We start from the raw sequence: 18,355 nt of genomic DNA, 5'->3' as shown, positions 1-18,355 counted from the left end.
TCTTCTCGGCAGGCAAAGCTGTGTAGAGGGTAAGGTTCGGACCGTTCATTTCATGCTGTTCGGTCGACGACCAAGGTTAGGTCACTGCAGGTTGATGAGCTTTGCGGCGATGCTTCCCTTGGCACTCGCTATAGCGGCGCCTAATTCTTCTTCACGGCGTTCAATAACCTCAAGCTGGTTCCGCACAATCAGGTCGGTCTCCTGGAGCATGCGCATCAATTGAGGGGCTTCGAGCACGGGCATGAGGCCCCACTCGTTTGCTTCACCGAGTCCGTAGCATTGAGTAACGAGCTCATGGTCGCGAATTACGTCTGTGAGCTGCTTTCTGTCATCGAAGAAGCTGCCCTCGGTTCGTTCTCCAAATCTAAGGTTTTTGACCTCGTCTGAAACGGTCAAGATCATCTGTTGGGTTCCGTCCGGGGCGGGACTACCGTTAGACCATTCGAGGTGCATTACCCAGTCGGGAAAGTCGTGACGGATGTTCTCTATAGATTTTGCGAATTTGGTATGCCGTTGCTGTTTGGCTTCCTCCTTTTCAGAAGTAGCCTGTAGGTTCTCCTTGAGAACGCCATGTGCCTCTTGGAGGGCGGAGGAGAGTTTCTCAATCTCAGTGGAGAAGTCGACTGTCCGCTCAGCTTTCTTTTCGATTTCCACTGTTCCAGAGTTCGAAACACTCCACCAATAATCATTCTCATGGCTGTTTGCTGGCAGAATCTCCCGGACCGTTTGAGCCCACGTAGGATACTCGAGCTCATCAGGGACGTCAGCGATACGAAATACTGCACGTACCCGCTCCGACTGAAGATCCACTTTTACGCAATCCTCAATGTGTGCGGGGCCATCAGCGGAACGTACCAGCCGCGCCTCAACATCGGCTCGATGCCGCCGATTGGGTGTCCACGATTGAGTGGCTCGCTCGTATTCAATGATCCACTCATACGCAAACGACAAGGCCCTTTCGGAGTCCTCGGCGTTCAGCACGTCGCCCTGCTCGGCAATAGTGGATAGGAACCATTCAACCTCGGCTGCATCGATCGAGAAGGCCAAGGTGTCTAGAACTGCCTGCACTTCGTTGAGTTGTCTGCTCAGGTAGTCATGACTCTTTCGGTCGAAAGTCTCGCTCGTCGTAGGTTGCGGCCGCCGCCAATGACCGCGATTGCCTCTTAGTTGTTTCCACCTCGTTAGAGCAGTTCGGTACGCTCTTTCCGCGTGTTCGACGCAAGAGGCGTAGTTGCCCAGATTCCGCTCCAGCTCTGCTTGACGTATATGGTCGCGAAGACCTGCATCTTGGATGGCATCTGACAGGACTACTCGTCGAATATCAATGGAAAATTGCGCGTCAATTAAAGTGGAAACATACAATTCAGTGGCACTGGCCCAAAGCGGAACCAGGACCCGGTCCGGTTCAAGACCTTCATGCTGGGATGCGTTACGGGCGCGCCGCAGGTGCCTAATGTCAGGCAGAACAGCTGGCTTCCATGCAGGCCCGATACTCTGAACCAGACGGCTGATCAGATCGTCCAACGTGCCTTTTGCAGGAGCCACCCCTCGGGTCACCGCTACAAGCGAACTCACACGTTCCACAACTGCATCCAGTGCAACTATTGCAGTCCCTCGACGGTACCGGTTCGCGGCCTTCGCACGAGATAAGGCATCCTCGAGCGCCGTGCGGAGTGCGACGAGTTGCTCAACTTCATGTGGTGTCAGCGGAATCACCGTCCCATTGTCATCGAGTTTTGGCCCGACACGAAAACGCAAGCTTCCTAATCGTTGGCTCCAGTACTGGAATTTCTAGGCGTGCCGCAGCGGGAGATCATGTCGAACATGGACAGAGGCAAGGCCAGCAAGAGGCAAAGCTGCACCAGAAAGCTGTTCAAGAGCCACAATGCATGTGCGCGTAGCGCGTCCCGTAAGCCGGTCCACCGCAGTTTAGAACTAGGGACTCGCTTCTGCGGACTAGAGGAGCGACGGCACTTGACGATCGCTAAGCCGATGAAGTTGACGGAATTCTCAGTTAGCTAGCAGGGATGCAGGGTCCAAGTTCCGGCTTATCGGTGGCCTGGAGCGCGGATAGCCGCAGAATCGGGAGAAACCCGGTGGCCGGCCTGCATTTTCATCATCCAGCGGCCTACAGCGCCCATCACCCGCATGGACAGCGACCAGTAAACCACTCCGGCGGCCAGCGAGGCCGCCACTGCCAGCGCGGGACTGAAGGGTGCCAGACCGGGGTAGACGAGCCAGTGGGCCAGGTAGGCGTACAGGGAGGAGGCGGCGAGGACACCGAGCAGGCGGTGGCAGCCGTTCGGAACGGGTACGGCCGGCAGCCAGGTGAGCAGGAGGATGCCGGCCAGGATGGTCGCATCGCGGTAGGGGTTCTCGAAGAACCCCGGCACGGTTAACGTGGCGATGGCTGACACCAGGATCTGCTGACGCAGGGTCCGCGTCCGGGCCACGGCCCAGCCGAGGGCGAAGAGCCACAGCACAGGTGCGGGGTTCGGCGCCGGCAGGATGAGGATCTCGAAGCGGGTCAGCAGCCCGGCCGCGGCCAGGGCCAGTGGAAAAGCGAAGGGGAAGCGGCGCTCGGCCCGGGCCGCCCAGGGTATGGCGAGCAGCGCCGTCACGGAGACCAGTACATAGACCAGCATCTCGATGAACCAGAAGTCCCAGCGGGTGGTCCAGGTCTCCGGCCCCACGAAGGAGTTGAGCAGCACGATGTTCTCCGGGCCGTACCGGTCGGTGAGCAGGTAGGCGACGGCGATGAACGCCACGCTCGGCAGGATGATCCGCCCGAGGCTGCGCAGTTGCCGTCGCAGGCGCGGGACCCGGTCGCCGTGGAGCTGGAAGCGGGCGAAGTTGTAGCCGGCTACGGCGAAGAGCACGTGGGCCATACCGGGCCAGTGCAGCAGCTGCGCGTGGGTGCCGATGATCAGGACGATCCCCGCGGCCCTGAGCAGGACGCCGGTCTCCAACGGCACGAACAACCGCCGCCGTGCCGGCCGGGCGTGCCCGGCTGCCGCCGGTAGCGGTGCCAGTTCACCGACGGGGGTAATGTGCCAGTCCGGTGGCAGGTGGTCGAGTGCCTTTTCCAGCCGGATCGAGGCGGCCACGTAGGACAGGGAGTCACCGCCGAGCGAGACGAACGTGTCCGTGTCCTTGACGTCGTCGCACTCCAGCGCTTCGGCGAAGATGGTCCGGATGTCCGCCGGCCTGGCCGGAGTGTGCTGGGACGCAGCGGGGTCAGTGTCAGGTGCCGGTTCCGGCCGGGCGAGGGCCAGCACGGCCTGATAGTCCACCTTCCCGTTGGTCAGCCGGGGGAAGCTGCCGACGGCGTGCAGTTCCAACGCACCCCGCGGGAGTCCGAGTCGTTGGGCCAGCACCTTTGCCAGCAGGGCTGTGTCGTGGTCGCCTTCGACGGCGACGACGAGGCCCCGGTCGGATCCGGAGCCGGCAGCCGGTACCCCGAGTTCGGCGAGGATCTTCTCCACCTGGCCGAGGTCGATGCGCAGGCCGACGATCTTCACGAACCGGCTTAGCCTCCCGACGACCTCGTAGACGCCGGACGGGTGCCTGCGGGCGAGGTCCCCGGTGCGCAGTTCGTTGATGGTGCGGCCGGCCGCGAGGTCTTCGGGCTTCTCGGCGTAGCCGAGCATGACGTTCGGGCCGGTGTAGACGAGTTCGCCGTCCTCCAGCCCCGGCACCGGATCGATGCGGAAGGCCCCGCCCGGCACGGGAATGCCGATGGTGCCCGGGTTTTCGGCCGCGAGCTGCGGCGGCAAATACGCCATGCGGGCGGTGGCCTCGGTCTGCCCGTACATCACGAACAGGTCCCAGCCGCCGCGCTGGCCCAGCCCGCGGTACCGTTGCGCGGTTGCCGGATCGAGCCGGCCGCCGGCCTGGGTCACGTACCGTAGGCCCGGAAGGTCCATCTGTGAGAACCCGACCCGGTCGAGCAGCTCGAAGGTGTACGGAACGGCCGCGAACGTTGTCGTACTTTGCTGCCGGAACAGGTCCCAGAAGCAGGGGTCCACCACGGACAGGTCCGTGAGCACCAGCCCGGCGCCGCGCAGCAGGTGGCTATTGATGACCGAGAGGCCGTAGCAGTAGGACATCGGCAGCGTCGTGGCCGCGCGGTCGCTGGCCCGGATGTCCAGATACTCGGCGATCGACTCGGCGTTGGACTGGAGGTTTTCCCGGGAGAGCCGCACCAGCTTGGGCGAACCGGTGGAGCCGGACGTGCTCAGCAGCAGGGCCAGTTCGGGATGCAGCTCATGGGCCGTCCCTTCACGCCGCACTTCCAACACCGGCTGCCCGTTGCCCGGGCGCATGACGACGTCCGGGTCATAGCCGGCCAGGATCGATTCGAGGGCGGCAGGCTTGTCGGCTGGCACGAGGATGAGCGGGTGGCCGCCCGAGAGCGCCGCCAGGTACGCGACGAGCGAATCCAGGTCATTGGCCGCCGCCAGCACGGCCAGCCGCCGCACCGGCCCCAGCCGCTGCGCGACATCGTTGACGCGCTCGGCCAGCTCCCGGTAGGTCAGCACCTGGTCCGCCATGAGGACGGCCGGGAGGTCTCCGTGGCGCGCCAGATCGGCAGCGAAGGGGGCGCGGGCAAGGTCCAGCTGTATGGTCACCGGGAAAGCATATTAGCCAAGCCTTACCTAACCTCGTTCGTTACGGGTTTATTGCGGGACAGCGGCCGATGTACCCTTTCGCTTCACCCGGGAGCCGGTTGCCGGCGGCGACGTGATGGCCGTGTCGCCGGCAAGCAGTGTGGGTTCTGTGTCCGGGGCCACCGTCACGGCGACGGCCGTTCCTACGGGGTGGCGCACGGTATGCGGCTGCCAGGACCGCACGGTCCGCCCGGAGGCAAGGCGCACGGTATGTAGCACAAAGGGCCCGTGGTACTCGACCGCCACGACCCTGGCGGCGGACGCCGGGTCCGCCGCCAGCGCCACTTCGTGGGGCCGCAGCACCACATCCACGTCCACATCGGCGCCGGCCCATCCGGGAAGCGTGGAAACCGCCCCTATCTCGCATGTCAGCACGGCGTTGTGCACGTGGGCCGGCAGGAAATCCGCGTCCCCCATGAAGGAGGCGACGAAACGTGTGGCCGGCTGTTCGAACACGCGCTCCGGGGTGTCGACCTGCTCCATCCGCCCGTTGCGCATGACGATCACGCGGTCGCCCACTGAGAGCGCCTCGGTCTGGTCATGCGTGACGAGGATTCCGGTGGTGCCGGTCTCGCGCAGCACGGCGACGGTATCGGCCCGGACCTGCGCGCGCAGGCTTTCGTCCAGGCTGGAGAAGGGTTCGTCGAGGAGCACGACCGCCGGTTGGGGTGCCAGGGCCCGGGCGAGGGCCACGCGCTGGGCTTCGCCGCCGGAGAGTTCGTGCGGGTATCGGCCGGCGAGATGGGGCAGGCGCACGAGTTCCAGGACTTCGGACACCCGGGCCCTGCGGCCGGAACGGGGACTGCGATGGAGGCCGAATGCGACGTTCTGCGCCACGGTCAGGTGCGGGAACAGGGCGTGGTCCTGAAACACCAGGCCGACGCGGCGCCGTTCCGGGGGTTGGAAGCGGGTGCGGCCGGCGACGACCTCGCCGGCGATCCGGACCGAGCCCGCGTCCGGGCGTTCCAGTCCGGCGATGAGCCGCAGCGCGGTGGACTTGCCGCAACCCGAGGGCCCGATCATGGTGATCAGTTCCCCGGGCGCGGCGCTCAGGTCGAGGGAGTCGACAGCCGGTGTTGTGCCGTAACGTTTGGCTGCCCCTTCGAGTACGAGGGCAGGAGTGCTCTGATCGTTCGCGGCGGTTCTGCGGGTGAGGAGGCCGAGTGCGGATCCCATGTTCATCAGTGCCCCTTCCGGCGGTTCTCTGTCAGGTGTACCTGGCGGAACAAAAAGAACACCGGAACCACCGCGAGGGAAACTATCACCAGGGCCGGCAATGCGGCCTTTTCCCAAAAGTTTTCCCGGGCCAGTTCGTAGGTCCAGACGGACAGGGTGCTGAATCCGAACGGGCGCAGCAGCAGCACCAGGGGCAGCTCTTTGACGGCGTCGATGGACACCAGCACCAGCGCGACGGCGACGCCGGGCCGTACCAGCGGCAGGTGTACCCGGGCCAGGACGCGGGCCGGCCCGGCGCCGAGGCTGAGCGCGGATCGGGTGATGGACGGCGGAACTTTAGCGAAGCTGGCGTCCACGGCCTGGTAGGCGGGGGCCAGGAACCGCACCGTGTAGGAGTACAGGATGCCCAGTACGGAACCTGTGACCAGCAGGCCGGTGCCGCCGGCCACGCCGAGGGCCTCCAGCAGGTCATCCAGGACGGCGAAGGCCAGGAGGACCCCGATGCCGATCACAGCGCCGGGGACCGCGTAGCCGAACGTGGTCAGCTGGGCGGCGCCGCGTACCAGGGCGCCGCCGCCGAGCCGGAGGCTGTGCCCTATCACCACGGCAACCAGCGCACATGCCAGGGCGACAACCGTGGCCAGGGCGACGCTGTTGGCGAGGTAGTCGGCGAACTGTTCGGCGCGCATCGGGACCGGGCCGGTCGCGAGCTCCCCGGCAGCCCACCACAGCAGCTGAAGGGCCGGGAGCAGGAATCCGGCGCCCAGCACGCCCAGGCAGGCGCCGGTGGCGGCCCACCCCTGCCATCCTCTGAGCCGCACCGTTTCCAGGCCCTGCCCGCGCCCGCCGCGCTGGTGGAACCGTGCCCGGCCGCGCATCAGCCGTTCCCCGGCCAGCACCGCAACGGCGAAAAGCAGGACAAGCACGGAGAGCTGGCTGGCCAGCTGGAAGTCGAAACTGCCTTTCCAGACCAGGTAGACCCCCACCGAGACGGTTTTCACGTTGAAGTACTGCACGGTGGCGAAATCGGTGAGGGTTTCCATCATCACCAGCGCCAGCCCGGCGGCCAGGGACGGCCGCGCCAGCGGCAGCAGCACCGTCCACAGTGCACGCGCCCGTCCCGCGCCAAGAGTGCGCGCAGCATCGTACGGCCCCGGCGCCTGCTCCAGCAGGGCGTTCCGGGCCAGCAGATAAACGTACGGGTAGAGCGTCAGCGTCATCACAATGATCGCGCCGGGCAGCGAGCGGACCTGCGCAATCCCGGCCTCGGCACCCAGGACCGCGCGCAGCACGGCCTGCACCGGGCCGGCCACATCGAAGACGGAGAGAAAAATGAACCCGAGGATGTACGCGGGCATGGCCAGCGGAAGCACGAGCAGCCACACCAGCACGTTCCGCAACGGGAAACGGTACGCGGTCACCAGCCAGGCCAGCCCGCCACCCACCACAAGGGTTCCGGTGCCAACGCCCAGCATCAGCCCCAGCGTGGTCAGCAGCATGCCACCGAGGCCCCGCGGCAGGTCGGCCCCGGAGAGCCCGGCGACGCCGTCGACCGCCACGGCCACCACCGGTACCGCAACAGCTGCAGCCGCAACGAAAACCATGAACGACCACAGCGGGCGCCCCGCGCCGAACCCGGGGAATCCGTGCCTTCCGCGGCGTCCGGCCCGTGACGGCCCGGCTTTGCCCGTCTGCGTGGTGACGGCGGCTTCGCTCACTCGTATCCGGCTTCGGCCAGCAGGTCGATTGCCTCCGCGTTGAGGTCACCGTAAGCTTCTGCATTCAGCGGCATGCGCTTGAACTCGCCGAATTCCGCGATCCGCGGCTCCGGCTCCGCCTCCGGGTTCACCGGGAACTCGTAGCTCGCATCGACAAAGGCGTTCTGCCCTTCGGACGCGATCCACTCAAGCAGTTGCCTGGCCTGCTCCGGGTTGTCCGAGCCCTCGACGACGCCGGCACCGGAAATATTCACGTGGGTGCCCGCGCCCTCCTGGCTCGCCCAGTGCAGGCTGACGTTCATGTCGGGTTTTTCGGCCTGTTCCCGGGCCACGTAGTAGTGGTTGCTGATGCCTGCATCGCACTGCCCGGCATCGATGGCCTCCAGCAGCAGGACATCGTTGCTCATGATCTGCACATCGTTGGCAACCCAGCCACGGACGATCTCCAGCGCCCGGTCCCGGCCGTGCAGATCGATCAGGCTCGCCACCAGGGACTGGGTGTAGGCCGAGGTGGCGTCGCGCATGCAAAGACGGCCCTCCCACTTGGGGTCGGCCAGCCCGGCGTAGGTGTCCTTCGCATCGAATTCCGCCGGGGCGACAGCGTCGGGACTGTAGGCGACGGTGCGCGCACGCATCGCGAGGCCGTACCAGGACCCCTCGGGGTCGCGGAGGTCCTCGGGGACCGCCTTGTCCAGCGTCTCGGATTCCAGGGCAGCCAGTTCACCCTGCCGTGCCGCGTTCCAGAGGTTCCCGGCATCAACGGTCATGAACAGATCAGCCGGTGTGTCCTCGCCCTCGGCCTTGAGCCGTTCCAGCAGTTCCGCGTCACCCCCGCTGATGAACTCCACCGTGATGCCGGTCTGGTTCGTGAACTCGCTGAAGGCCGCTTCAAGGTCATAATGCCGGGCAGTGTAGACCTGCAGGTCGGCGGATTCCGCCCCGACCCCGGGCACTCCACAGCCGGAGACGGCGGTCATCACGACGGCCAGGAATCCGGTGGTTCCAAGCAGGGATCGACGACGCATCAAAGGTTCTCCTCAGGGCTAAAGAAAGGGCGGCTTCGAGCCGAAAGATAGGCGAGCCTAACCATACAACGCCCAGCGCGCCGAACCATAGCAGAACTCTAAATGCTCACTAAAATGACGCGGGTCGCAGTACAGCGGTGATCTCATGGGTCTGCTCGCGCGCTTACCGAATCGGCACTGTCCGGTCGTCTGTTATCGACAGAGGGCGGGTAAAGCTGCCAACGGCTCTTAGTCGCCCTCCGCCACCGCCGTCTAAAGCCGGAGGAAGTAGCGCCGGAATCCGAGTACGAGCTAGCCGTCGGTCGCGCCGTCGCGCTGAATGCGGCCAGTGCCCAGCTGTTTGTCGGTAGCTGCCTTCTTACGCTTGGCAACGACGAGCACGGAGACGACGACGGCTGCGAATACGCCGCCCAAGGAGATTGCGAAGATCGCGGTGGAGGATGATTCCATGGGAGCCACTATGCCGTAAACGCACAGGCCGGAGCTACTGATTTACATCCGGTCGCTGAGAGCCTGCTACGCGCCGCCGCCCCCGCCAGAGTCACCGCCGGCGTTGCCGCTTGAATCGATATGCCCACCGAACGGTCCCAGTGTGTAGGCGCCAAGGGACGACCAGTCGGAGCGTTGCCACAGTTGGACGTGCGCGGCCGGCCTGCGATCGGCACGAGTCGACAGCACCAGCCATACTATGGCGGCCACTACGAGGACGAGCATGACGATGGCGAATCCCATGTTGAACTCCTGTCGTTGACCTCAGCGTAGGGGCAACGGTTGCGGCAGACAATAGGGGAGAAGCCCGGCAGCACGCTTCCTCATTGAACGCAACGACCTCGGGAGGCTGGGTCAGTTTTTGGGCCAGATGACTTTCTCTCCCATCGCTTCCAGGAACGATGTGAACTCCTCCACACTCAGCTCGCCCCGGGGAACCGCACCGGCGATGCCGTCCCGTCTGGACCACATGAACGGCGCACCAGTCTCAGGTGTCACTGAATAGATCGTCATGTCCATGCCGGCAAGTTCCGCTATCAACGCGGACCTGTGTGGTGGCGGTGTCTGGGCAATCTTGCTTGCCAAGCCGACCCGCTCCCGTTCATATTCCTCGAAGGACAAAGGCACCGAGACTACTCCGTGGGTCCGGCTGCGCGGACTCAAGGCTGTGAGCATCAGTGCCAGTGGGGTAGCCTCGCCGCCTGTCATCCGGTTCAGGCAAAAGCGCTGGTCGGCAGCCTTCTCGGCGCGCTCTTCCGGGGCGTACGGGTTGGTGCTTCGGGCTGCGTAAATCCTGGTGTTGTCCAGGGCGCGAAGCTCGTCCACGGGGAAGATCGAGTTGTACACACCTCCGTAGATCAACCGGTCGAAAGACTTGCGGCCGCCCCAGTGTTGCTTGATCCGTTTGCGGACGTTGTTCGACTGCCCGATGTAGAACTGCTTGTAGTCGTCGAAGACCATTACGTAGGCGCCTTCAGTGCCGTCCCAGTCGGGCAGCGACTCGACGGGCTTGAACGTCCGGCCCTTCGCGAGGACGTGTTCCAACGCAGTCTCGAACTCGTCTGGATCCAGGGACTCGAAATACCGCATGGACAGGTCGAAGTTCCTTAGGGCTTTGTCGCGTTGCCACAGCAGGTAGGCGTCCGAGTGCCGGGTGTGCTCCTCATCCCGATAAGCCCAGGCTATGTTCTCCCACAATTGCTCCCCCAGCACCTCACGGTGGGCGCGCTGGTGCTGGGAACGGCTTGGGTATGCGTACAGGTCGCGGGTCATCTTGTAATTGAGTTTTGATCCGCGAAGCTCCTCGCCGAAATGCTCGACGCCCAGGTAGTACTGGCGGGCCGGGTCTCGCATAGCTGGACTCCTTGGGTAGCGTCGACGTTGCCCAGCCTAGGCGGACAGTCCGATCGGCGGAAACGCGTCAAGGAGGCAGCACCTCATCGGAAAGCTCGCGGGGCCCGGTGAAATAGACCATGTAGTCACCTAACTCGCCGTCCAGTACAGGGATGAACCCGAAGGACTCCCAGTACGACCGCAGAGCGGCCTTGGCGGCGTCATGCTCCGGGGTTCCCTGCTGTGGTCCGTCATCTTTGATCCGTGGTGCAGCGCCCAGAGCGACGAGGGCGACGCTGCGTCCTATGGTGTCCAGGACCGCCCACAACACGTGGTGGCCGAGCCATTGTCCTCGGTACTCCGGTTTGATCAGCAGGCTGGCCAGGATCAGCAGGTCCCCACCGAAATCGCGCATGCCTGCCTCGTCCAAGAGATCGGGGCGCAAAACCCCGAGGACCTCTCCGAACGATGCCAGCCTCCGATGGACTTTGAGAGTTTTGAACAGATCGATGAGCCCGGCGTCAAGGACCGTGTAGACGAGGGCGGAACCGACGCTGTGCTCTTCCCCGTCTTCGCCGTCATCCGGAAAGACCTGGGCTCGAATGTCGATATGCCACGCCAGCGGGTAGGTCTCCGGGGACTCGTGAGGGTCGGGCACGCCCAGGTATGTCAGCCGGTAGGACAGGATCAGGTACTCAGGATCAATGTCGATCATTGTTGTCCCGTCCTGTGGAGTGCCGGCTGGTGCGACCAGTCGATGAAGCTGGGTGCCGTCGGCAACTGATAGGTACCTTCTGGCCTTGAGCACGCCCATTAGTCCAGAGCTTGTCCTAGTCTTGGTCCATGCAGCTGCCGGCAGTGCTCATCGTGATCGGTGTGCTCTTAGATGTTCCGACCGTCATGTACCGCTACTCGCGGCCGCGCCGGTCCGGCGAGCCCTTCGGACATGTGCGGGCGGTTCTGCTGAGCCTGAGTTTGATCGGCCTGCTGCTCGGCATTATTGGCGCAGCGCTGCTGCTCGGCGTCTAGATGGCAGACGGCCTTTACGGGGGTTGTCGCGACGTCATGGTGCATCCGTGGGTGCGAGGGCCACGGCCCACATCCCCCTGGCGTTCGCCCCGTCCACCCTTATATCGATCATCCCTGCCGGCAGTTTCATGGTGGTGGTAACGGTTGTGCCGCAGGGAGTGAAACCGGTTCCGAGCTCATTGCCTGACCCGCTGACTTTCACGGACATAGAGCTGGGACCTTTGCAGGACATGGCGACGCGGTACCAGCCAGGGTTCTCCGGTGTGAAACTCAATCCGGCGTCACTGCCCGGTGCGAGTCCACCGGCGCTAACCGTGGTTCCTGGCCCTTGCCACTCGTCATCTCCGAAGGCCGTCCGCGCCCACAGTGCCGGGTCGGTCTCGTCGAGGCTTGATAAGCCCGCCGAATCGCCACCCACGCATGCCGTCATTGAAAAGAACAGGATTGCCGAGGATGCGACAAGCGCGGAACGATTTGTCATGGCCGCAGCCTAACCCACAAGTAGGTAGCCGGGCGGCTATAAATGCGGAAGATTGTTGTCAGGCGAACGACAGCACCTGCTCCGGTCATTGGCCGGTGAACCGTTCCCGAGCCTCCAGCAGAACCCGGTCGTATTCGGTCTCGTCGAAAATGAAATCTACTGCGTTCTCGATCCGGTCGGCGCTTTCCTCATACGAGACATCCCAGCCGATGTGCGACCAGTAGACCTTTCCGTTCTCCCTCCGGATGTCCGTGGTTACTCCGCCGCATCCTTCGTCCCAGCCCGCTTTGCAGAACAGGAGCCAGCCCCGGTTCCAATACTGGTGAGGCCGACGCCCCAGTAGCCGCTCGACCTATTGAACGGCCAGGTCGGGCCGGTCCGCCGTCATCAGCGGGACTTCCCCAGGTGGTGTGTCCTCACCCTCCCATTCCTGGATCCAGGTGCGGAGCGGCTTGCCGTTGATGACGAAGTCCAGATGGACATCGACGGTTTTCATTTCCCGCCGGAAGAAGACGAACCGGCGCTTCCAGCTTGCTGTCGGCACAAGCTGTTCCTCCAGGGTCAGGACCTCGTTCATCATGCCGTCATCATGACGTAGGGACGCTTGCGTCGCGCCTCAGCCTTGGTCATTTCTCGTCGCGGTAGACCCGCCGCATGAGCTCGCGCAGGCTCATCCTGTCTGCCGCAAGTTCGACCACACCCTTGTCCGTGTCCAGCCGGATGACCTCCTGGCTTGCACGCAGCGTCCTGCGTTCATCGCGCGGCAGCTCGAACGGCTCGGGCACCGAGCGAACCTCAACAATTTGGGGAACTCCGGCTTGGTCTGTGCCGAAAGGCTCAAGGGAGTTGTTCGGGCGGAAAACGATGGTGCCATGCTTCAGCTCGGCTGATCCTGGCGTCCAGCGTTCACGCAGCGAGCCCCGCATGGCTTTCGGATACCGGATGAGGCAGTCGATGATGCCGTAGTTCTCGGCATCCTTGGCGAGCCGGGCCGTCTTGCGGCGTCTGACCTCGGTGCCCATAACGCCTCCGACGATGAGTAATACCAGGGAGCCGACGGCCAGTCGCGGCAGTAGGTCCGCATTGGGCATCAGTATGTTGGCCGGGATGAGTGCGACGAGCGGGAGCCACCATATGGAATGATCGGCTATCCGTTCGAGCCTGCTCTTCGGTGTCCTCGGCGATGCATCCCAGATGGCCATGCCCCATTGTTGCCTGATGGTCTTTGGGAAACCCGGGCACAAGAAGACGACAGCCCTGTCGTAATGTGTCATCCGCTCAGCCGGTGATGCTCAACCGGTCCGGAAGCTTCGCCTTGCTGGCGGCGCCGATTGCCTCACCGAGCGCACGACCCTTGGTCTTCTCGGGGCGGGCCAGCGCCTTGTGCTGCACGAGCTCGACTGCGGCCCGTGAGGACGGCGAACTGATGAGGCGGGTGGATGCCTGATCCCTGTCGGTCTCGGCTTTTTAGGTAGGAAGCGGACAGCTCCCTGCTGGCGACGACCTTGGTTATCTTTTTTTTGAGTGACGAGATCGTCATTGTCCTCGCGCCGTGTTGATCACGAGGCTTCCTCTTCGAATAGTCGGATTTGAAGTCTGGGGGATGACCTGATGGAGGCAACGAACGGATCTTTCTCGTCTTCCCACTGCTTCGGACCGACACGCTGTATGTTGGTCTCGATCTTCAACCGCCGGCTGGCCTGCTCGGCGGCTTGAAAAAGGTCGCGCCGGGGCGGATTGCCGATGACCGCTACGTCGAGGTCGCCCGCGTGGCCGACAGCCTGGTCCGAGTACCGCGCCGCCCAGGAGCCGAAGATGAACGCATCAGAGATCCCTGAAATCCGACTGAGTATGTCCGGCAGGATAGCCAGCGGCCCGTACCCGAAAAGGGCAATGTCGGCGATCTGCCCAAAAACCGGGTGATCTGTTGCAGCCCGGACAAGGCGGCTATTGCCTACCCTTTTCTCATGCAGAAACGCGGCCTTCACCAGCCGATCAATGTCCCGCTGGATGGTGGGAGGGCTGACGCCTACGCCTTTCGCCAAGGAACGAAGGGAGTACTCCCTATCCGGATGGAGAAAGAGTTCCGCCAGCAGCCTGCCTTGGGTTTCGGAACGCAGAAGGGGCATGATTCCTGACGCCGTAGGTTTCATAGAACCTAATCTACGTTAGGTTTTATGTAACAATCGCTCTGCTGCCCGGCCGCCTCACGGCCAATGCCCTCAGTAGACACTGGCGCTCCAAAGCTCGATTCCGGTTTCTGTGTCCATGCCTTCAGGTGTGTTGTATTCAGGAGCTATGTTGAGGTCGTCCACGCGCTCTTTCCTCGTGACCGGCCTGTAAAAGACGGTAAGTTGCGTGCCGGGTATGGAAGGAGAGATGCGGAGGGATACTTTCTTGCCCCGTTCGTACGGAAACACCGGAGCGCCCGCGCCGTTCAGCACTTGTACTTCGGCGCCGGAAAAGTTGAGCAGGTGTGTAATCCAGACCGGCATTTTCTGACGCCGCTCCAACTCCCAAACGTCGGTGTTCAGCTTCGTCAGCTTCCATGGTTCCGTGTCGCGTTCACGCTTGTGGGCCGACCAAGCCAGAATGAGGCCGGGAATACCAAGGAACACAGCCACGGCAAGCGAGATAAGACCGATCCACTCTCCGACGGCTAAGTCATTCAATATTTCAGTCATGCTCTCACCGTATCGGAGCAGTCCTGCTGAGCCGCGTACGGACCGCGCCCTGGCCCCAGCGAGACCGGATGCGCCTTCCGAGTTGGGGATCGAGGTCGAAACGGATCCACGACACAAGGTTGCCCCGGAAACTGAAAATACCCGTTGCCGTCGACTTGACCCAGTTTTTGCGGAGTCCCGCCGGCAAGCCTGCGGCTCCCAGCACAACGGGGGCCGTCTCGCGCGCCGGCGATCTCAGGATGCAGGCAAGATTCATATCTAAAGTTGGAATAAAAAGTGACGTATTTGGCACATTCCTTACTGAGTTGAAGATGTTACATATCTGGCTCACCGTATCCTTTGGGATTTGGAGCCGCCCCCGAACTGTGGCGGGAGGAGGATCCGGGAGTGCACGGCAAATGCAGCCTATATAGGTGCACTTCTTGGTGCTAAATCCGGCCTGTTATGTGTTTTCGAAGTTCCTGGGCGTCTTCCTCAGTAAGCCCGGTCGGGCCTTTGAGCCAGATCGTGGAGGTATCCCAGTCCCGATTCTTCTGACGGGACGGCGTAAGCATGACCCCGACAGCTGAGCCCGGGCCTTCCTGCAGGCTGGTCCAGTATTCGTGATGGAGCAACTGGGTTCTCATGGAAAGCAACGGCTGTGCCTTGGAAAAGTGGGCGGAGGCCACCATGAATACCATCGGAACCTGGTCTCCGGGGTAAGGAATGAATACCCGTGATTCCGAGCGGACTTTATCGCCCTTGTACTGGCCCACGGATTCCATGAACTTAAGCAGCGCCGCACCCAGTTCCGGACGGTAGGAGGCAGGCAACGTATCCAGAGCAGTCAGCAGTTCGAGCCGGTCGCTTTCCGAGTCCTCACCGATGTGGGTGTTGGCCACATCTTCCAGGATGATCCGGAACAGCATCGAGCTATCATCTGCCGGTTCCAGTGGCGCCAGTGGCGCCGAATAGGCCGGTGCTACGTCAGCGGGGCCGGCCAGGCGCCGCAATCCATCCGGCAATTCTTTAGGCAGTGCATCAGCATCGGCCAATGCGGCCTGGGTGTAGCGGGCAGGTTCACCGCCAAGTTCCTGTTCTTCGCCGGCAACACGGGAAATGTAGTGAAGGACGGCCCGGGTGGAACGAAGGTGATCGAAGAGGTACTCCCAGTCCCGCCGGAGAAGAACCACGCATGGCACACTGCCGGCTTCCTCTAAGGAGGGGGTGAAATCTGCTGGCGGCTGCGGGTGTTCGACAATGACGACGGCGATCCAGTTGTACAGGGCTCCGTCGATCTCGACCCGCCGTCCCCTGGCGCTTGTCAATTTCTCCCGGCGGTGCGCAAGATGACGGATACTGCCTTTGGCCTGCTTTATGGCTTTCTTGATGTTGCTGGTTAGCCAGCTTGCTTCTCGTTCAGTCGAGCCGGGAACGGCGTTTCTTGCTTTTACTTGGATGAGGGCGGCAATGCCATCGGCAATCACGAGTCCGTCGCCACGCTCCCGGACACCGGCCCCTTGCCGTTGTTGCTCGGGGAGGAACACGAAGTCGGGCAGACCCCACCTGGCGGCGGAATCGCGGGTCGAATTTTCCGCGGCCGGGCCCAGCTCCTCATCCGTCGGAAGCAACGAAGCGTTGGGTACGCGGCGGACCATCAATCCATCGGGTGCGTCGACAAGCAGCGTAAGTTCGGGTGCGGGACTACTCATGGCTCGGGACTTTCTTCACAGGAATGAGCGTAGGCCATTCTTTACCTACTTCGCGGGTCAACCTGTGCGCCCGGCCGGGAACGGGATGGGTATCAACAATGGCAGTAAGCAATGGCCGCTATGGCTCTCTGCCTGTCCGCTCACCTTCGGACGCGTGCTGGCAGGCTCTCGACGATGCGGCGAATCGCTTCAGCAGCTCCAAGAACGGCTGCGTGGTTCAATGTCAGGGGCTGGGGTTCGGCGGCCAACTCCAGCCCGGTGATGTCCCAGAGCCCGATGCTGGCCCAGCGCGGCTCATAATAAGACCACCAGGATACGCCCTTGTGGTCTCCGGCATCGTAGATGGCCCGCGCCCAGCGCTGGGTGGACGGCCGGTCACGCTGAACGACCTGGCTTGGGCACAGCCCCCAGTCCTGCAGGTTGTAGGGATCGTCAAGGTCCAGGACTGCCGGTTCACCCTCGTATTGGGCCAGCGCTTTGATGCAGCCGGCAGGCGCTCCAGGCGGGACGTCAAGAACCGCCGGTGTCCAACGGACAAAGTGGCCGAAGGCTTCCGCCGCCGCACCTTCAGGGGAGTCGGCGACATACAGAACGAGATAGTCGTGTTCCGGGTCATCGACCCGCCCATTTCCCTGATGGGGCCAGACATAGAGTGGGTGTCCATTTTTCTGCGGCGTCCTGGCTTCCGGATTCCGATTGAAGACGCGCCAAAACTGCACTAGGCGAATGCTCCTTGCTCATGGGCCTTCATGGCTTGGATTACCGGCGCCGCACCTTCCAGCCGGTACACATCAAGCGGTCGGGCGCCTAAGTGCGGGTCGTGGCCTTCGAGCCAGAGGACTGCCTGCTCAGGTGTGAAAGCCGCCAGCAGGTGACCTGTGAAAGCGTCCAGGTCTGCCAGTTGCATTCGGTTTTCCTCCGTCGGCTCGGCCTTGCTCGAAGCCCAGCGACCAGGGCGGTCCTGATTGACACCAAGCAGCGCCGCCACGGTGTTGTTGCCCAGGACGTCGATGACCCGCTTGGCAACGGCTGCAGTCGAATAGGATGCTGAGGGTTTTACAGACCGTATCCGCAGGTCCCGTGGGGAACCTGTTGGCCCCAGTACTCTGTAGGACCTGACACGGGGAGCAGGAGATGCAAGGCTTTTGGGCAGGAGGACGGCACCGTCCCTCACTACTGCCGGGATGGACTTGCCCTCAAAGTGGATGATGACTGTGTCGATTTCTGACTCGTCCGTCATGGCAACCAACACTATCCGTTGGTTGCCATGAGAGTAAGGGGTTGACTCATTCCTGCTGGCTCTGGGGGGCGAGCCGTCGTCCTCATCATCGTCGCCCGCGGTGAAGCAGCCCCGGGTACTGCGGGCAAGCCAGATAATCCTTGCGTTCGACACAGATCTGGGCAGGGTAGAGCTGGCCTCTCAGGGGAGGGCCTCAAAGCTTTGAACGAGAGGGTCTTTGGGGCACTCGAGCGATGACCGTAACGGCTGTTGCTCGTATTCTCCCTGCGGCAAGCCGCGAATACACGGCGGCAGCTTTTTAGCGGCCGAGATGAGCCCTTACAGGCCTGAATCACCGCGGCGTGATGAGGTGCGTGGCCGGCGAAATCTGCGAAAGCAGTATAGAAGGAGGAGCAGCGCGATCAGGCCGGAGGCAATCAAGGCCAGTCCGATACCCCACCCTCCTGGGAGCCACCATTGGTCACCGATGGTCCACCAGCCCGGGATGGGCGGCTGAGCGGCCCATGCGATGCCTGCAGCAACAACCACAAGCCCGCTCATGGCACCGGCCATGATGCGCGGCCATGTCTGCACTTCCTTCATCGCTATCCTGAGCGCACGGATCTTGACCCTGCCCAGCAGATGTTTCGCCCAGACATAGTGCACCGAGAGCACGACCAGGCCGCCCACGATGGCGAGCAGACCCGGGCCCGGTAACACGAGCATCGCAATTCCTAGCACGATGAGGGCCCAGCCAAGCACCTTGATGCCGGTCCGCCGCAGCCACCGCGGGACGGCATCGATCCTTCTGCCGATGGGAACATCTTTTCACAGCCGTTTC

At 63.0% G+C, this 18,355-nt stretch carries 19 protein-coding genes; 1 reads left to right on the top strand and 18 read right to left on the bottom strand.

Going from position 1 to position 18,355, the window contains the following annotated elements; translation table 11 throughout:
• Nucleotides 1–81: 81 nt before the first annotated feature.
• The 9 genes from B0G38_RS20805 to B0G38_RS20765 all read right to left on the bottom strand — a co-directional run bounded on the left by B0G38_RS20805 (nucleotide 82) and on the right by B0G38_RS20765 (nucleotide 11,125).
• Complete coding sequence (locus tag B0G38_RS20805; RefSeq protein WP_264671214.1) at nucleotides 82–1,758, bottom strand: hypothetical protein; 1,677 nt, start codon at nucleotides 1,756–1,758, stop codon at nucleotides 82–84.
• Nucleotides 1,759–2,048: 290 nt separating this feature from the next.
• Nucleotides 2,049–4,631 carry an AMP-binding protein gene (locus B0G38_RS20800; RefSeq protein ID WP_264671213.1) on the bottom strand — a complete coding sequence of 861 codons (2,583 nt, stop codon included), beginning with the start codon at nucleotides 4,629–4,631 and terminating at the stop codon, nucleotides 2,049–2,051.
• A gap of 48 nt (nucleotides 4,632–4,679) precedes the next feature.
• Nucleotides 4,680–5,852, bottom strand: coding sequence for an ABC transporter ATP-binding protein (locus tag B0G38_RS20795; RefSeq protein ID WP_264671212.1), 1,173 nt, complete (start codon nucleotides 5,850–5,852; stop codon nucleotides 4,680–4,682).
• A complete protein-coding gene (locus tag B0G38_RS20790) occupies nucleotides 5,852–7,564 on the bottom strand; it encodes an ABC transporter permease (RefSeq protein ID WP_264671211.1) in 1,713 nt (570 codons plus the stop codon). The genes B0G38_RS20795 and B0G38_RS20790 overlap by 1 nt, the downstream gene beginning before the upstream one ends.
• A complete protein-coding gene (locus tag B0G38_RS20785; protein ID WP_264671210.1) occupies nucleotides 7,561–8,589 on the bottom strand; it encodes an extracellular solute-binding protein in 1,029 nt (342 codons plus the stop codon). Before B0G38_RS20785 ends, B0G38_RS20790 begins: the two co-directional genes overlap by 4 nt.
• A 291-nt stretch (nucleotides 8,590–8,880) precedes the next feature.
• Nucleotides 8,881–9,039, bottom strand: coding sequence for a hypothetical protein (locus B0G38_RS20780; RefSeq protein ID WP_264671209.1), 159 nt, complete (start codon nucleotides 9,037–9,039; stop codon nucleotides 8,881–8,883).
• A gap of 66 nt (nucleotides 9,040–9,105) precedes the next feature.
• A complete protein-coding gene (locus B0G38_RS20775) occupies nucleotides 9,106–9,321 on the bottom strand; it encodes a hypothetical protein (protein WP_264671208.1) in 216 nt (71 codons plus the stop codon).
• 111 nt (nucleotides 9,322–9,432) lie between these two features.
• On the bottom strand, nucleotides 9,433–10,431 hold the full coding sequence (locus tag B0G38_RS20770; RefSeq protein WP_264671207.1) for a GIY-YIG nuclease family protein: 999 nt from the start codon (nucleotides 10,429–10,431) through the stop codon (nucleotides 9,433–9,435).
• A gap of 67 nt (nucleotides 10,432–10,498) precedes the next feature.
• The gene (locus B0G38_RS20765) at nucleotides 10,499–11,125 is read right to left on the bottom strand and encodes a hypothetical protein (protein ID WP_264671206.1); all 627 of its coding nucleotides are present in this window, start codon (nucleotides 11,123–11,125) and stop codon (nucleotides 10,499–10,501) included.
• A 128-nt stretch (nucleotides 11,126–11,253) separates the two neighbouring features.
• Between B0G38_RS20765 and B0G38_RS20760 the strand changes: the two genes are divergently transcribed.
• Nucleotides 11,254–11,439 carry a hypothetical protein gene (locus B0G38_RS20760; protein WP_264671205.1) on the top strand — a complete coding sequence of 62 codons (186 nt, stop codon included), beginning with the start codon at nucleotides 11,254–11,256 and terminating at the stop codon, nucleotides 11,437–11,439.
• Between the two features lie 34 nt (nucleotides 11,440–11,473).
• On the opposite strand, the gene B0G38_RS20755 is transcribed toward B0G38_RS20760, so the two are convergent.
• The 9 genes from B0G38_RS20755 to B0G38_RS20715 form a co-directional block, all read right to left on the bottom strand.
• Nucleotides 11,474–11,920 (bottom strand): hypothetical protein, encoded by a 447-nt coding sequence (locus B0G38_RS20755; RefSeq protein ID WP_264671204.1) that lies wholly within the window; start codon nucleotides 11,918–11,920, stop codon nucleotides 11,474–11,476.
• 352 nt (nucleotides 11,921–12,272) lie between these two features.
• Nucleotides 12,273–12,500, bottom strand: coding sequence for a hypothetical protein (locus B0G38_RS20750; protein WP_264671203.1), 228 nt, complete (start codon nucleotides 12,498–12,500; stop codon nucleotides 12,273–12,275).
• Nucleotides 12,501–12,546: 46 nt separating this feature from the next.
• Nucleotides 12,547–13,122 (bottom strand): hypothetical protein, encoded by a 576-nt coding sequence (locus B0G38_RS20745; protein WP_264671202.1) that lies wholly within the window; start codon nucleotides 13,120–13,122, stop codon nucleotides 12,547–12,549.
• A 357-nt stretch (nucleotides 13,123–13,479) separates the two neighbouring features.
• Entirely contained in the window at nucleotides 13,480–14,049 is a 570-nt protein-coding gene (locus B0G38_RS20740) for a winged helix-turn-helix domain-containing protein (RefSeq protein WP_264671201.1), read from the bottom strand.
• Between the two features lie 93 nt (nucleotides 14,050–14,142).
• The gene (locus B0G38_RS20735) at nucleotides 14,143–14,604 is read right to left on the bottom strand and encodes a hypothetical protein (protein ID WP_264671200.1); all 462 of its coding nucleotides are present in this window, start codon (nucleotides 14,602–14,604) and stop codon (nucleotides 14,143–14,145) included.
• Nucleotides 14,605–15,032: 428 nt separating this feature from the next.
• On the bottom strand, nucleotides 15,033–16,070 hold the full coding sequence (locus B0G38_RS20730) for a hypothetical protein (RefSeq protein ID WP_264671199.1): 1,038 nt from the start codon (nucleotides 16,068–16,070) through the stop codon (nucleotides 15,033–15,035).
• A 365-nt stretch (nucleotides 16,071–16,435) separates the two neighbouring features.
• Nucleotides 16,436–17,014, bottom strand: a complete 579-nt coding sequence (locus tag B0G38_RS20725; protein WP_264671198.1) for an RES family NAD+ phosphorylase — start codon at nucleotides 17,012–17,014, stop codon at nucleotides 16,436–16,438.
• Nucleotides 17,014–17,535: a hypothetical protein gene (locus B0G38_RS20720; RefSeq protein WP_264671197.1), complete on the bottom strand. Its 522-nt coding sequence runs from the start codon at nucleotides 17,533–17,535 to the stop codon at nucleotides 17,014–17,016. The genes B0G38_RS20725 and B0G38_RS20720 overlap by 1 nt, the downstream gene beginning before the upstream one ends.
• Nucleotides 17,536–17,853: 318 nt before the next feature.
• Nucleotides 17,854–18,282 carry a PGPGW domain-containing protein gene (locus B0G38_RS20715; protein ID WP_264671238.1) on the bottom strand — a complete coding sequence of 143 codons (429 nt, stop codon included), beginning with the start codon at nucleotides 18,280–18,282 and terminating at the stop codon, nucleotides 17,854–17,856.
• Between the last annotated feature and the right edge of the window lie 73 nt (nucleotides 18,283–18,355).

Source organism: Crystallibacter permensis (genome assembly GCF_025960875.1).
Lineage (GTDB): Bacteria > Actinomycetota > Actinomycetes > Actinomycetales > Micrococcaceae > Crystallibacter > Crystallibacter permensis.
This window is presented reverse-complemented; position numbering and strand designations above follow the sequence as displayed.